The sequence below is a fragment of the Streptomyces sp. NPDC001544 genome, assembly GCF_042894285.1.
Lineage (GTDB): Bacteria > Actinomycetota > Actinomycetes > Streptomycetales > Streptomycetaceae > Streptomyces.
Genome location: NZ_JBIAVN010000013.1, coordinates 106,570 through 120,887, shown reverse-complemented (window position 1 = coordinate 120,887; position 14,318 = coordinate 106,570). Strand labels below are relative to the sequence as shown.

Annotated in this window: 10 protein-coding genes; 2 read left to right on the top strand and 8 right to left on the bottom strand. The window is 69.2% G+C overall.

The window, feature by feature from the left end:
* Positions 1–12: 12 nt before the first annotated feature.
* The 4 genes from ACFY0F_RS28355 to ngcE all read right to left on the bottom strand — a co-directional run bounded on the left by ACFY0F_RS28355 (position 13) and on the right by ngcE (position 5,004).
* Positions 13–1,212 (bottom strand): ROK family protein, encoded by a 1,200-nt coding sequence (locus ACFY0F_RS28355; protein WP_388800115.1) that lies wholly within the window; start codon positions 1,210–1,212, stop codon positions 13–15.
* Positions 1,213–1,631: 419 nt separating this feature from the next.
* On the bottom strand, positions 1,632–2,573 hold the full coding sequence (locus ACFY0F_RS28350; RefSeq protein WP_388800112.1) for a carbohydrate ABC transporter permease: 942 nt from the start codon (positions 2,571–2,573) through the stop codon (positions 1,632–1,634).
* A gap of 4 nt (positions 2,574–2,577) precedes the next feature.
* Positions 2,578–3,504, bottom strand: coding sequence for a carbohydrate ABC transporter permease (locus ACFY0F_RS28345; RefSeq protein ID WP_388800109.1), 927 nt, complete (start codon positions 3,502–3,504; stop codon positions 2,578–2,580).
* Between the two features lie 48 nt (positions 3,505–3,552).
* Positions 3,553–5,004: an N-acetylglucosamine/diacetylchitobiose ABC transporter substrate-binding protein gene (ngcE, locus tag ACFY0F_RS28340; RefSeq protein WP_388800106.1), complete on the bottom strand. Its 1,452-nt coding sequence runs from the start codon at positions 5,002–5,004 to the stop codon at positions 3,553–3,555.
* 341 nt (positions 5,005–5,345) lie between these two features.
* Here ngcE and ACFY0F_RS28335 point away from each other — a divergent pair, with 341 nt between their 5' ends.
* Complete coding sequence (locus tag ACFY0F_RS28335) at positions 5,346–9,149, top strand: GH92 family glycosyl hydrolase (RefSeq protein WP_388800103.1); 3,804 nt, start codon at positions 5,346–5,348, stop codon at positions 9,147–9,149.
* Positions 9,150–9,198: 49 nt separating this feature from the next.
* Here the strand turns inward: ACFY0F_RS28335 and ACFY0F_RS28330 are convergent, their stop codons facing one another.
* From ACFY0F_RS28330 to ACFY0F_RS28320, 3 genes are all read right to left on the bottom strand, one after another.
* On the bottom strand, positions 9,199–10,206 hold the full coding sequence (locus ACFY0F_RS28330) for a lytic polysaccharide monooxygenase (protein WP_388800393.1): 1,008 nt from the start codon (positions 10,204–10,206) through the stop codon (positions 9,199–9,201).
* Positions 10,207–10,565: 359 nt separating this feature from the next.
* Complete coding sequence (locus ACFY0F_RS28325; RefSeq protein WP_388800101.1) at positions 10,566–11,003, bottom strand: nuclear transport factor 2 family protein; 438 nt, start codon at positions 11,001–11,003, stop codon at positions 10,566–10,568.
* Between the two features lie 44 nt (positions 11,004–11,047).
* Positions 11,048–11,968: a zinc-binding dehydrogenase gene (locus tag ACFY0F_RS28320; RefSeq protein ID WP_388800098.1), complete on the bottom strand. Its 921-nt coding sequence runs from the start codon at positions 11,966–11,968 to the stop codon at positions 11,048–11,050.
* Between the two features lie 118 nt (positions 11,969–12,086).
* Here ACFY0F_RS28320 and ACFY0F_RS28315 point away from each other — a divergent pair, with 118 nt between their 5' ends.
* Complete coding sequence (locus ACFY0F_RS28315) at positions 12,087–13,052, top strand: LysR family transcriptional regulator (RefSeq protein WP_388800095.1); 966 nt, start codon at positions 12,087–12,089, stop codon at positions 13,050–13,052.
* Positions 13,053–13,108: 56 nt separating this feature from the next.
* Here the strand turns inward: ACFY0F_RS28315 and ACFY0F_RS28310 are convergent, their stop codons facing one another.
* On the bottom strand, positions 13,109–14,230 hold the full coding sequence (locus tag ACFY0F_RS28310; protein WP_388800390.1) for a cytochrome P450: 1,122 nt from the start codon (positions 14,228–14,230) through the stop codon (positions 13,109–13,111).
* Between the last annotated feature and the right edge of the window lie 88 nt (positions 14,231–14,318).

Sequence of the window (14,318 nt, the reverse complement as noted above, 5' to 3'; positions counted from 1 at the left end):
GTCATTCGTTCTCTAAGTGAAGGCGGGTGCGGCGACCGCCGGAGCACCGTCCAAAAGGGTTGAATCACCCATTTCGCTGAGGGCGAGGGCGAGCGCCCCGAGCACCTCCGCACGGCCTCCGAGGGCCCCTGGGAGCACGGAGAGCTGCCGTGCGGCGCTGGGGATGGCGTAGCGGCCGACGGACTCCCTGATCGGCCCCAGGACGAGCTCTCCGGCCTCTGCGAGATCGCCGCCGAGGACCACCCGGCTGGGGTTGAGCAGGTTGCAGAGGTTGGCCACGCCGCTGCCCACGTGACGGCCGACGTCGGCGATCACCCGGCGGCAGCCCGGGTCGCCGTCCCGCGCCAGCCGTACGACGCCCTCCAGGGTCAGGTCGGTGCCGTGGCTGGACCACAGGAGCGGGAGCACGTAGCGCGCGGCGGCGAAGGTCTCCAGGCAGCCGCGGTTCCCGCAGCGGCAGACCGGTCCGGCCTCGTCGAGTGTGATGTGCCCGATCTCCCCCGCCGTGCCGCCCGGGCCGCGGTAGATCTTCCCGTTGATCACCAGTCCGGCGCCGACACCGCTGGCGACCTTGATGTAAGCAAGATCACGTACGCCCCGCCCGCTGCCCCAGACCAGTTCGCCGAGGGCGCCGAGGTTGGCGTCGTTGTCCACGTGCACGGGGACGCCGAGGCGGGCCCGGAGCTCCTCGGCCGGGCGGGCGCCGGTCCAGCCCGGCAGGATCGCGGTCGAGCCGAGCGTCCCGGACTCGACGTCGATCGGTCCGGGCACGCCGACGCCGACTCCGGCGATCTTGGACCGGTCGACGCTGGTCGCCTCGACCAGGCGGTTGACCAGCACTTCCGCCCGGTCGAAGCCCTGGGTCGCGGAGGAGTCGACGTCCAGCGGCTCGGACTCCTCGGCCAGTACCTGGTGCGCGAGGTTCCCGATCGCGACGCGCAGGTGGGTGTGCCCGAAGTCGACGCCGATGACGATGCCCGCGTCACCGCTCAGCGAGACGCTGCGGGCCCGCCGGCCGCCGGCCGAGGTGGGTGTGACCTCGACCGTGCCGCCGTCCTTCAGTTCCCGCACGATGTTGGAGACCGTCGCGGCGGACAGGCCGGTCGTCCGCGCGATCTCGGCCTGCGTGAGCGACCCGGCCAGCCGTACCGCGCGTACGACCCGTTCCAGGTTGGCTCGGTGCAGCGACGACTGCGACCCCGGAGTCTCCATCGACCCATCCACTCCCGCCATCGGCCGGGCGGCCTCTGCGCCGCCCGTGGCCCAGGTCACATCTGCGGAACCGGGCCACTTACAAGTTATGAACTCCAAGCTGTGCTGAACGGGTTACCGCAGTCAAGTCCTTGACGGAAATCGCTCTCGCATGTTCCGTTCCGCACGGGACACCTTCCGGGCATGCGCACGCCACTCCCGAGCAGGGCGGGAGTGGCGGAGAGGCGGGTTCGCGGCGGCCGTGACGGGGGCCGGGGACGGGGTTCTCCGGGGTGCCGGAGAGTCGGCGGGACCGTTCAGGCGCGGAATGATCCAGAACCGTCGGGCGGGAAGGCGGGCGGCCGGGTGCGAATCTGCAGGTGCGAAGATGAGGCCTGGTCGTGTGGTGGGGACGGGACCGGCGGGCCGGCCCCCGAGCCCTACTTCAGAGCCCCCGCCGTGAGCCCCGCGACCACCTGACGCTGGAACACGATGTACGCGGCGAGCACCGGCAGCATCGCCATCACCAGGCCCGCGAACAGGCCGGACCAGTCACCCTTGTAGCCCTGGCTGGCGGCGAGCTGGACCAGGCCCTGCGTGAGGACGCGCTTGTCGGGGTCGGTGTTGAGGACCGTGGGGAGCATGTACTGGTTCCACTGGCCCAGGAAGTTGAAGATGCCGACGCTGATCAGGCCGGGCTTGGCCATCGGCAGCATGATCTGGAAGAACGTACGGGAGTGGGAGGCGCCGTCGACGAAGGCCGCCTCCGCCACCGAGGTCGGCAGGGTACGGAAGAACGCCGTCAGGAAGAACACCGTGAACGGCAGCGAGTACGCGATGTAGACCAGGATCAGGCCGTGGATGGTGTTCAGCAGGCCCATGTTGTTCACGACGTAGAACAGCGGGACCAGCGCCAGCATCACCGGGAAGCTCATGCCGCCGATGAACAGGTAGTAGATGAAGCGGTTGCCGGGGAAGTCGAAGCGGGCCAGGACGTAGGCCGCCATGGAGCCGAGGACCAGCGTGCCGATGAGCGAACCGCCGACCACGAGGACGGTGTTGAGGAAGTAGTCGCTCATGTTGGCGTCGGTCCAGGCCCGCGCCCAGTTGTCGAAGTGCAGCTTGTCCGGGAGCGCCCAGGGCGAATCGAAGATGGAGCCGTCGTCCTTGAAGGACGTCATCACCGCCCACAGCAGCGGCATGACCACCATGATCGCCCAGATGACCAGGATGCCGTGCGAGAAGACGTTGAGGACGCCGCCCTCCTTCTTCCGCCCGGGCCTCGCCCCGGCCGGCACGTCCACCTTCACCACGGGGACGCCGGACTTGGCGGGCGCGGGGGCGGGGGTCTCGGGGGTCTCGGGAGATTCCGTCGTCTTCATCTGCTCAGTACTCCAGCCGCTCGCGACGGCCCAGCCGCATCACGACCGCGGCGAAGGCCAGCGTGACGACGAGCAGGGCGACGCCGATGGTGGTGGCGTAGGCGGCCTGACCGTCCCGGAACGCCTTCTGGTACACGTACAGGACCATCACGGTCGTCGAGTAGTCGGGGCCTCCCGGCCCGGTCGTCATGATCTGCACGACCGCGAAGGACTCGGCGCCCAGGGCGAGGATGCCCATGTAGACCCAGCCGGACTGCACGGTGTCCCACAGCAGCGGCAGGGTGATGCGGAAGAAGGTGGTGGCGCGGCCGGCGCCGTCCAGCAGCGCGGCCTCGTACAGGTCCGCCGGGATGGAGGCCATGCCCGCCGAGAACAGGACCACGAAGAAGCCGACCGTGGACCAGACGAGCACCGCCATCACGCACCACAGGGCCAGGTGCGGGTCGCCCAGCCACAGCGGCTGGAGGTGGCCGAGGCCGACCCCCCGCAGCAGCGAGTTGAGCGCGCCGCTGTCGGGGTTGTACGCGAAGGCGAAGAGCAGGGAGACGATCGCGATCGACAGCACCTGCGGGAAGAAATAGACGATTTTGTAGAAGGAGGAGCCCCGGACACCGGAGATCACCGGGCCGCCCCTCCTTCTGCGTCCGCCCACATTGATCATGAAGGCGAAGAACAGCGCCAGGCTGATCGTCACCAGCGGCAGCACGACCGCGAACATCAAGCTGTGCTGCAAGGACTTCCAGAAGATCTCGTCGTTGAGCATCCTCTTGTAGTTGTCCAGGCCGACCATCTTGAATTCGGGGCTCAGACCGGTCCAGTCCGTGAACGAGTAGTAGATGGACTGGATGAAGGGCCAGACCACGAAGAGCGCGTACAGTCCCAGGGGAAGCGCCAGGAACCCCACGATGAACCGGTACTTGCCGTGCTGCATCGCCACTCCGGTGCCGATATGGAATACGGGCTGTAGGGGCCGTACGGGCTACTGGTGTTTGTAGTGCTTGATCGTCGAATCCTTGGCGGCCGCGTCGGCGAAGCCCTGGATCTTCTTGATGGTCTCGGCCGGGGTGGCCCGTCCGGCCATCATCTCCCCGAGACCGGCCACACCGATCTGCTCCTTCTGCAACTGGACGTACCAGTCCTGGAGGCGCGGATTCACCACGTTGTCGCCCGCCTTCTCCAGCGCGGCGACGCCCGATTTCAGGCCAGGGGTGAGAGTGATCCCGGAGGTGCCGCCGTTGTAGGCGGTCAGCGACTTCACCTTGGCCGTGAAGTTCTTCGAGGAGGCCTCACTGAGCATGATGCGCAGCTGCTCCATGCCGCCCTCCGGGTTCGCGGCCTTCTGCGGGACGACGAAGGGCTCGCCACCGGAGGCCCAGATGGTGCCGAAGGGCATCTTGTCGGAGGAGTCGATGCCGGTGGGCGCGGAGACGGCGAGGTCGAAGTCCTTGGGGATGACGTTCGCCGACTCGTTCTCCACCCATGAGCCGTTCGGGATGAACAGCGCCTTGCCCTTGGCCCAGGCGGTCTGCGACTGGATGTGGTCCAGGCCGGGGGTGCCCTGCAGGATGTACCCCTTCTTGTAGAGCTCGTAGTAGGCCTCGAAGCAGGCCTTGACGGCCGGGTGCTTCCAGGCGTTCGGCTCCAGGTTGTCGATGGCGTCGAGCACCTCACGGCCGCCGACCTTGCCGATCATCGGGTAGAGCGAGAAGGGGATGTAGTACGGGTACTTGCCCGCGTAGGTCCAGCCCGCCATGCCCTTCTTCTTGGCCTTGGCGCACACCGCGAGCATCTGGTCCCAGGTCTCGGGGTACTTCTCGTCCAGCGAGTCCAGGGCCTTCTGGGAGTACCAGACGCCGTAGACGGTGTACGCGTAGTACAGGATCCACACCGGCTTGCCGTCGAACTGGCCCATCTCCACGATGCCGGGGCGCAGCGTGTCGCGGACCTTCTTGCCCGGGTCGTCGTAGGACGGGGCGTCCAGCAGCGGGGTGAGGTCGGCGAGCTGCTTCTTGCCGACCAGCACGCCCATGTCCATCTGCTCGGCGCCCGAGTTGTCGATGAGGTCGGGCGGGTTGCCCTGGTTGAAGCGGGGCTGCAGGGTGGACTGGATCTTCTGGGTGGCGGAGAACTTCACCTTTGCCTTCGGGAAGTCCTTCTGGTAGATCTTCACGGCGTCCTGCGCGTATTCCTTGCCGAAACCGCCGTCGAACAGCACGAATTCCAGCTGGGCGGTGTCGTTGACGCCGAGCGGGTTCTTGCTGGTCTTCTTGCCCGTCTTGGCCTTGTCCTGACCACCGCCGCCACTGCTGGCGCACGCGGACAGGAAACCCGCCGCCGGGACGCCCATGAGACCGAGTGCGGCCGACCGCTTGATCAGATCGCGGCGGCCCACGCCGCCGGTACCGTGGTTCGCTGCGGAAGTGGATCCCATGCTCAAGTCCTCGCCTTCTCCAGGACTCAGGCGGTGAACCGGATCCTCCCGGCACCGCGGTCGGGTAGCGCTGGGTCGTGCAGGAAACGCCGACAGGTATAGTCCACTCCTCACCGGCGGAGCAAGATCGGACGCAAGGTTGGCCATCGGTCTTATCCGAGTTGAGACCTCGCGGAAATATGAGCCTCCTGTCTGTTCCACGCAGGAAATATCCCCGCTATTAGGCCTGAATGCCACGCCCAACACCCTTGACATCACCGGCCACTTGACCACCTACTGGTTCCTGCGCCCGCAGGTGACAACGTTGTCCGGATGACCGAGCGCAGGGAGGGTTTCCGTAGATGCAGCGGAGGACTCGGTACGGATGGGGTCCGACGGCCGTCCTCACGGCCGCCTTCGTCATGGCGGTGGGCTCACAGGGGGCCGCGGTCGCGCTGCCCGCCCAGGCGCCCGCCGCCGACCGGGAGTTCGCATCCTCGTTCGAACCCGGTGATCCGGTACCGGACTGGCTGAACACCGTCGACACCGGACCGGACGGCGCCGAGCGTGCCTCGGGCGTCGACGGCGGCTACAGCACCGGCATCCCGGGCAATGTGACCGACCATGTCACCGACGTGCGGGCGAGCGGTGAGAACACGGGCGCGGGCGAGGTGAAGGAGAACCTGGTCGACGGTGAGCCCGGCACCAAGTGGCTGACCTTCGAGGACACCGGCTGGGTCGAGTTCGATCTGGACAAACCGATAAAACTCCTTACCTATGCCCTCACCTCGGCCAATGACTTCGCCGAACGGGACCCCAAGGACTGGACCCTGAAGGGTTCCACCGACGGCAAGGACTGGAAGACCGTCGACACCCGCTCGGGCGAGTCCTTCCCCGAACGGTTCCGCACGAAGACCTACGACCTCTCTGAGCCGGCCGAGTACCAGCACTTCCGGCTGGAGATCACGGAGAACGCCGGCGCCCCGGACATCGTGCAACTCGCCGACGTGCAGTTCTCCACGGGCGGCGGGGGCGGCCCGGTCCCGCAGGACATGCTCTCGCTGGTCGACCGGGGGCCGAGCGGCTCGCCGACCGCGAAGGCCGGAGCCGGGTTCACCGGAAAGCGGGCACTGCGTTACGCCGGACGCCACAAGGCGGACGGCCGGGCGTACTCGTACAACAAGATCTTCGACCTGAACGTGGAGGTCGGCCGCGACACCCAGTTGTCGTACCGTCTCTTCCCCTCCATGGCCGACGGCGACCGCGACTACGACGCCACCAACGTCTCCGTGGACCTCGCCTTCACCGACGGCACCTATCTGAGCGACCTGGGCGCGAGCGACCAGCACGGCTTCCCGCTGTCGCCGCGGGGGCAGGGCGCCGCCAAGGTGCTCTACGTCAACCAGTGGAACGACGTGGTCTCCCGGATCGGGTCGGTCGCGGCGGGGAAGACGGTCGACCGCATACTGCTGGCCTACGACTCGCCGGACGGGCCGGCGAAGTTCCGCGGCTGGCTGGACGACGTGGCGATCAGGCCGGTCGCTCCCGAAAAGCCCCGGGCCCACCTGTCCGACTACGCGCTGACCACGCGCGGCACCAACTCCAGCGGCAGTTTCTCCCGCGGCAACGACTTCCCGGCGACCGCGCTCCCGCACGGCTTCAACTTCTGGACGCCGGTGACCAACGCGTCCTCGCTGAGCTGGCTGTACGAGTATGCGCGGGCCAACAACGAGGACAACCTGCCGACGCTGCAGGCGTTCAGCGCGAGCCACGAGCCGAGCCCCTGGATGGGTGACCGGCAGACCTTCCAGGTGATGCCGTCCACCGCAGCGGGCATCCCGGACACCGGCCGCGAGGCACGCGCGCTGCCCTTCCGGCACGAGAACGAGACGGCGCGGCCGTACTACTACGGGGTGCGGTTCGAGAACGGGCTGAAGGCGGAGATGACGCCGACGGATCACGCGGCGGTGCTGCGCTTCACCTATCCGGGCGCGGACGCGAGCGTGCTCTTCGACAACGTCACCGAGCAGGCGGGCCTCACCCTGGACGAGGAGCACGGGACCGTCACCGGTTACTCCGACGTCAAGTCGGGCCTGTCGACGGGCGCGACGCGACTGTTCGTGTACGGCGAGTTCGACAAGCCGGTCACGGACGGCGCCGCGAGCGGGGTCAAGGGCTACCTGCGCTTCGACGCCGGCGCCGACCGCACGGTCACCCTGCGCCTGGCGACCTCGCTGATCAGCACCGACCAGGCGAAGGACAACCTGCGCCAGGAGATCCCGGACGGCACCTCCTTCGACACGGTCAGGGCGCGCGCCCAGCGGATCTGGGACGGGCTGCTCGGCCGGGTGGAGGTCGAGGGCGCGACCCCCGACCAGCTGACCACGCTGTACTCGGGCCTGTACCGGTTGTACCTCTACCCCGACTCCGGTTTCGAGAAGGTCGGCGGCAGGAGCAGGTACGCCTCGCCCTTCTCCCCCATGCCGGGTCCGGACACCCCGACGCACACCGGCGCGAAGATCGTGGACGGCACGGTGTACGTCAACAACGGCTTCTGGGACACCTACCGCACGACCTGGCCGGCGTACTCCCTGCTGACACCGTCCCAGGCGGGCAGGATGGTCGACGGCTTCGTCCAGCAGTACAAGGACGGCGGCTGGACCTCGCGCTGGTCCTCCCCCGGGTACGCCGACCTGATGACCGGCACCTCCTCGGACGTGGCCTTCGCCGACGCCTACGTCAAGGGCGTCGACTTCGACGCGAAGGCGGCGTACGACGCGGCCCTGAAGAACGCGACCGTCGTGCCGCCGATGCCGGGCGTGGGCCGCAAGGGCATGAGCACCTCGCCGTTCCTCGGCTACACCAGTACCGACACGCACGAGGGCCTGTCGTGGGCGATGGAGGGGTACGTCAACGACTACGGCATCGCGAGAATGGGCGAGGCCCTGTACCGGAAGACCGGCGAGAGGCACTACAAGGAGGAGTCGCAGTACTTCCTCAACCGCGCCCGGGACTACGTCGACCTCTTCGACTCCAGGGCCGGTTTCTTCCAGGGCCGCGACGAGAAGGGCCGCCGGCGGGTCGACTCCTCGAAGTACGACCCGCGCGTGTGGGGCTACGACTACACCGAGACCAACGGCTGGGGCTACGCCTTCACCGCCCCGCAGGACAGCCGGGGCCTGGCCAACCTGTACGGCGGCCGTGACGCCCTCGCCGACAAGCTCGACCAGTACTTCGCCACGCCGGAGACGGCCTCCCCCGGCTTCGTGGGCTCCTACGGCGGTGTCATCCACGAGATGACCGAGGCACGGGACGTGCGGATGGGCATGTACGGCCACTCCAACCAGGTCGCGCACCACGTGATCTACATGTACGACGCGGCCGGCCAGCCCTGGAAGGCGCAGGCCGCCGTCCGTGAGGCACTGTCCCGCCTCTACACGGGCAGCGGGATCGGGCAGGGCTACCACGGGGACGAGGACAACGGCGAGCAGTCGGCCTGGTACCTCTTCTCCGCGCTCGGCTTCTACCCGCTGGTGATGGGCAGCGGCGAGTACGCCATCGGCTCCCCGCTGTTCACGAAGGCGACCGTCCACCTGGAGAACGGCCGGGACCTGGTGGTGCGGGCGCCGAGAAACAGCGCGAGGAACGTCTACGTGCAGGGCCTGACCGTCAACGGGCGCCCCTGGAGCTCCACTTCGCTGCCCCACTCCCTGATCGCCAAGGGCGGGGTCCTGGACTTCCACATGGGCTCGAAGCCCTCCACGTGGGGTTCCGGCCGGAACGCGGCCCCGGTCTCCATCACCCGGGACGACAGGGTCCCCACTCCCCGCGCGGACGTCCTGCAGGGCGACGGCGCCCTGTTCGACAACACCTCGGCGACGGACGCGGCGGTCACCTCGGTGGCGTTGCCGGCCAAGGGCTCGGTGAAGCCGCTCCAGTACACCCTGACCTCGTCCGCCGACCGCACCGGTGCCCCGGCCGGCTGGACCCTCCAGGGCTCCGTCGACGGCAGGCACTGGAAGACCCTCGACCACCGCTCGCGTGAGGTCTTCCGCTGGGACCACCAGACCCGGGCGTTCACGATCGCGTCGCCGGGCGCGTACCGGAAGTACCGGCTGGTGCTCGATCGCAGGTCGACGCTGGCGGAGGTGGAACTGCTGGCCTGACCGGCCCGGGCGGGCCCCTCTCCGTTCGGGGCCCGCCCGGAGCGGTCGTTCAGCCGACCTGGCAGGGCAGGGTCGTCGTGCTGTCACCGCCGGAGCCCTGGACGACGTATCCGAACGTCGTACTCCGCCCCGGACTCAACGAGCCGTTCCAGTCGACGTTGTGGACCATCACGTCCTGTCCGCTGTACGTCGCGTTGCCGTTCCACAGGCTGGCCACCGACTGGTCGCCGGGCAGGGTCCAGTCGACCATCCAGCCGAGCATCGGTACGTCACCGCTGTTGGTGACGGTCACCTCGGACTGATAGCCGCCGGGCCAGGTGCCGGTGGTCCGGCGGGTGGCCGTGCAGGTGCCGGGCGGGGGCTCGGTCGGGTTGCCCGGGTCGTGGATGCCCGTGACCTCGCCGTTGCCGCCGTCGAAGACGACGTCGGAGCAGGAGTAGAAGGTCTCCGCGCTGTCCGAGCGCTGCCACACCATGTAGATGATGTGGCGTCCCGACTTGTTGGCCGGCAGCTTGCCGGTCCAGGAGTAGCTGGCGTCGACCGTGCCCGGGCTGCCGTGCAGCGGTGGGTGGTCCACGGTGAGGAAGGGCTGGTCCTCCATCTCGTCCCAGGTGAGCGGCTTGGTCGGGTCGTAGCCGTCCTTGGTGACGTAGACGTAGAACCAACCGGGGTGCGCCGCCCAGGCGTTGTACGAGAAGTCGACGGTCGCGCCCGCGGTGAGGTGGGTGACCGGCCAGTCGGCGCGGGCGGCGTTGAAGCCCGTGAAGTTGGGGTTGCCGCCGCTGCACAGTTGGCCGTCCGGCACGAAGCCGCGGGTGCGGCCGGCGCCGTCCGAGCGCAGCACCGAGAACCAGTTGTAGAAGGGCGTGGTGCCGCTGACCTGCTGGGCCGCCTTGCAGGCGGGGTTGACGGGCTTGATCTCACCGGTGCTGGTGAGTGCGTCCTGCCAGCACAGGAAGGTACGGCTGCCCGGTTTCATCGGCGTCCCGTGCGCCTCGGCCCGTCCGTCGGCGGCGAGGATCAGGCCGAGGGCGGGGACGGTGGTGAGGAGGGCCATGAGGACCAGGAAGAGGGCGCCCCGGCGGGTGGGGTGGGGTAACCGGGGGCGCTCCGCGCGGGCGTTGGGGGGTGGTGGGGACGGTGGCGGTGGGGATGTCGTAGGCATGACACATCTACCTCTGGGTTGACGGTCGTGCGGGGTCTGCGGGGTCCGAGTGTGCGTGGGGGGTTGGGCGAGGCGGGAGCGAACCCGGCGGCGGGTTCCGGTCCGACGATGGGAGCGCTCCCACCTCACTTCCTTCGGAAGTTAGCCGCTGGGGGGCGATATGTAAACGGTGACGCGGGACGGAGTCTGCATCGGCCGCCGGATCACGTGCGAGCACGTACGGAGAACCACCGCGGGTTCGCGGGGGTGGCTCACTCGGTTCCCGTGGGCCGGTGGGTGTCGTGGTCGGGGAAGAGGGTCGCCGCCACGTGCCGGGTGTCGGCGTACTCGACGACAGAGCGGATCTTGCCGTCGCGCACGGTGTAGACGCCGATGCAGCGGTTGTCGTAGGCGCCGCCGTACACGGTCGTGGCCTTGGCGGTCCATTCGGCCACCACGCGGTCGCCCTCGGCGATCGTGCCCAGCAGTTCGATCTCCAGGGTACCGGGGACGAAGACCGTTCCCATGTTGCCGAGGAATTCACCGACGATCTCGTCGCGGCCTCGCCACACCCTGGAGACGGGCAGGTCGCCCGGGTAGTGCCAGGTCGCGTCCTCGGAGAAGCTGTCGTGGATGACGTCGGCGTCGCCGTCGCGTACGGCCTCGACGTAGCGGATGACGACGGCCCTGGGGTCGCTGGTGACGGTCACAGTCTTGCTCCTTCGGTCCGGGGGTGATGGAGGACAGGGGCGGTTCAGGAAAGGGTGAGGACGGCCTTGCCGCGGATGCGACGGTCGCGCAGGTCGGTCAGGGTGGTCGCGGTGTCGGCCCAGTCCGTGACGCGGCCGATCTCCGGGTGCAGGCGGCCTTCGACGGTCAGCCGGACGAGCGCCGTCAGATCGTCGTCGAGGCGGCTGTCGGCGTCGAGGTAGTGGAAGTGGCGGATGACGGCCGACTCGGGCCCGGTGAAGAAGTCGAAGAAGTCCAGCGTCGCGGGTGTGCGGCCGGCCTGCCCGAACCAGATGAGGGTGCCGCGCCTGGCGAGCCGCGCGAGCGCGAGGGGGACGGCCTGACCTCCGGTCGACTCCAGCACGATGTCGTACGGACCTCGGGCGTCGTCGACCTCGTGGACGATCTCGGCGGCACCGAGCGCGGCGAGCCGGGCGCCGCGCTCCGCGTTCCGGGTCACGGCGGTGACCTCGGCCCCGGCGGCGGCCGCGAGCTCGGTGACGAAGTGGCCCACACCCCCGGAGGCACCCGTCAGCAGGACCCGTCGGCCCAGCACCGGTCCGGCGGCGCGCAGCAGTCGCAGCGCGGTGAGCCCGGCCAGGGGCAGCGCCGCGCCGTGGACCGTGGAGACGCTGTCCGGCAGTTCGGCCAGTGCGTCGGTCGGGACCGCCGCGTACTCCGCCCAGCCGCCCGACATGGGGTGGCCGACGACCCGCGTGGTTCCGGACGGTCCGCTGCCGTCGGCGGCCGGCTGCACGACCAGGCCCGCGATGTCCTTGCCGGGGCGCTCGCCGGGGACGGGCTTCTCCAGTTTGAACGTCTCGCCCCGGTTGACCGAGAACGCCCCGACCTTCACCAGCGCCTCGTCCGGGCGCGGCGTCGGCTCGGCGACGTCGGCGAGTACGACCGGCTCGGCGGGATCTCCGGTCGCCACGAACGCTTTCATCGTGCTCATCCCTTCGTTGGCTCTGCCGTCGAGACCATCCGACGGTGTGGAGCGGCGGCCCGGCCAACAACCAGGCCGTCATCCCGACAACGCGGGGTTGTCGCATAAGGTCAGCGGCATGGACCTCGACCTCGCCCTGGTCCGCGCCTTCGTCGCGACCGCCGGGACACTTCACTTCGGGCGGGCCGCCGAAGAACTGGGGACCAGTCAGCAGGCGCTGTCCAAGCGCATCGCACGGCTGGAGAAGACCCTGGGCACGAGGTTGTTCGAGCGCCGGGGCGGTATCCGGCTGAGCGAGACGGGGGTGCGCTTCCTGCCGGCCGCGCGCGAGGCGCTTGCGGCCGGCGAGCGGGCGATCGAGGCGGTGACGGGCGCCGGACCGGCCGTACGGATCGACACGTGGGGGCATCTGTACGCGCCGATGCGCACGGTCGCCGAGGCGGTAGTGGAGTTCGGCGCGGTGCGGTGGGAGCCGGGCCCGGGACGTGACTGGCCGTCAGTGGCGCAGGCGCTGCTCCGCGGTGACACGGACCTGGGATTCGGCCGGGTGCACCCGCTGCCCGACGGCCGGGACGCGGGACTCACCCAGCGGCTGGTGCGGCTGGAACCCGTCGACGTGGTGGTCGGCCCGTCCCACTCGTCGGCCGGCGCCGACGCACTGCGCCCGGCCGACCTGCGCGACAGCGTCCTGTGGTGCCCGGCCGAACTGAGCCGCCTGGACTTCCTGCGTCGCTTCGCCGACGAGTTCGGGATCACGCAGCGGCACGACGGCCCCAACCTGGGCCTGGACCGCCTCGCCCGGCACCTGCGCGCCGACCCGGAGGGCTTCACCGTCTTCCCCGCCGACGTGCCGCTGCCGGACCACACGGGCCTGCGCTGTATCCCGCTCGTCGAGCCGACACCGCTGTACGCGTGGTCGCTGGCCTGGCGGGAGTCGTCGCGCCATCCCCTGCTCGACACCTTGCTGCGCGGCTTCGCCGAGGCCGGCCGCACCCGGCGCTGGCTGGAGTACGCACCCGGGCACGACTGGCTCCCCGACATCGACCATCCGAAAATCGCGGCCCGTAAGGACTTGTCCGGCTGATCATGTGACTGCTCCGCGACGGCGATCAGGAGATGCCGGGTTCGGCTGCTGCCGCGTCAACCGCCGCCCTGCCCGATGTCCAGATGGATGGGACCCCGGAGGACGGGGCTTCGTCGGTACGGGGGCGGGTCGGCGGCCAGCCTGGGTCGGTCGAGTCGGCGTACCAATTCGGTCAGCGCGATCTGGGTTTCCCGCCGCGCCAGGGGACCGCCGAAGCAGAGGTGGATGCCGCTGCCGAACCCGAGGTGCTGGTTGTCGCGTCGGTCGGGGTCGAAGCGGTCGGGGTCGTGGAAGCGCTGCGGATCGCGGCTGCCCGAGGCCAGCATGAGCATGATCTGGGAGCCCTGGGGGATGACGGTGTCGGCGACGGTGATGTCGCTGTACGCCGCCCGCCAGGGAATGATGTGCACCGGGGGCTCGTAGCGCAGCAGTTCCTCGACCAGCGGTACGACCAGGCCCGGTTCGTGGCGCAGACGCCGCAGTATGTGCGGGTGGCGCAGCAGCGTCAGCATGCCGTTGGTGATGAGGTTGACGACGGTCTCATGGCCGGCGATGAGAAGCAGTCTCGCGGTGGCGACGATATCGGCGTCGGTCATCCGGCCGTCGGGTCCGTCGTCGTTGGCCAGCCGTGCCAGCAGGCCGTCTCCTTCCCGGCCGTGGCGCTGTTCCACCAACTCGCCGAGGCGCCGGCGCAAGTCCTTGCGGGCCTGTACGCCCTTGTCCAGCCTCTCCTTCGGGTCGGTCTCGGGGTCGTAGTCGACCGACTTCATGATGTCGTTCACCCAGAGGTGGAACCTCGGCTCGTCCTCGCGTGGCACGCCGAGCAGGTGACAGATCACCGTGACGGGGAACGGGAAGGCGAAATCGTCGACGACGTCGATCTGCTCCTTGCCCGCCAGATCGTCGACCAGGCTGCGGACGGTGGCGGTCAGGAAGCCTTCGAGTCCGGTCACCAGTCCCGGGGTGTGCGGGGGGCCGAAGTGACGCATCGCCATACGCCGCAGGCGATCGTGCCCGGGCGAGTCCATGTGGATGAACGACGACGTGGCCCCTTCCTCGGGTGGGGGCATCGGACGCGACAGACTGCGCAGGTCGGAACTCAGGTGCGGGTCGTTCAGCACGTCCGTGATCTCGCGGTAGGTGCTGACGACGTAGCTGCCGTCCTCCTGCCGGGCCACCGGCGTCCTGCGCAACTCGGCATACAGCGGGTAGGGATCGGCCCGGGTGGAGTAGTCGAAGATCCGTTGCAGCACGCCGGGCTTCCCG

Coding starts and splice junctions, on each gene's coding strand:
- ACFY0F_RS28355 (WP_388800115.1), bottom strand. CDS start 1,212: ATGGAGACTCCGGGGTCGCAGTCGTCGCTGCACCGAGCCAACCTGGAA.
- ACFY0F_RS28350 (WP_388800112.1), bottom strand. CDS start 2,573: ATGAAGACGACGGAATCTCCCGAGACCCCCGAGACCCCCGCCCCCGCG.
- ACFY0F_RS28345 (WP_388800109.1), bottom strand. CDS start 3,504: ATGCAGCACGGCAAGTACCGGTTCATCGTGGGGTTCCTGGCGCTTCCC.
- ngcE (WP_388800106.1), bottom strand. CDS start 5,004: ATGGGATCCACTTCCGCAGCGAACCACGGTACCGGCGGCGTGGGCCGC.
- ACFY0F_RS28335 (WP_388800103.1), top strand. CDS start 5,346: ATGCAGCGGAGGACTCGGTACGGATGGGGTCCGACGGCCGTCCTCACG.
- ACFY0F_RS28330 (WP_388800393.1), bottom strand. CDS start 10,206: ATGGCCCTCCTCACCACCGTCCCCGCCCTCGGCCTGATCCTCGCCGCC.
- ACFY0F_RS28320 (WP_388800098.1), bottom strand. CDS start 11,968: ATGAAAGCGTTCGTGGCGACCGGAGATCCCGCCGAGCCGGTCGTACTC.
- ACFY0F_RS28315 (WP_388800095.1), top strand. CDS start 12,087: ATGGACCTCGACCTCGCCCTGGTCCGCGCCTTCGTCGCGACCGCCGGG.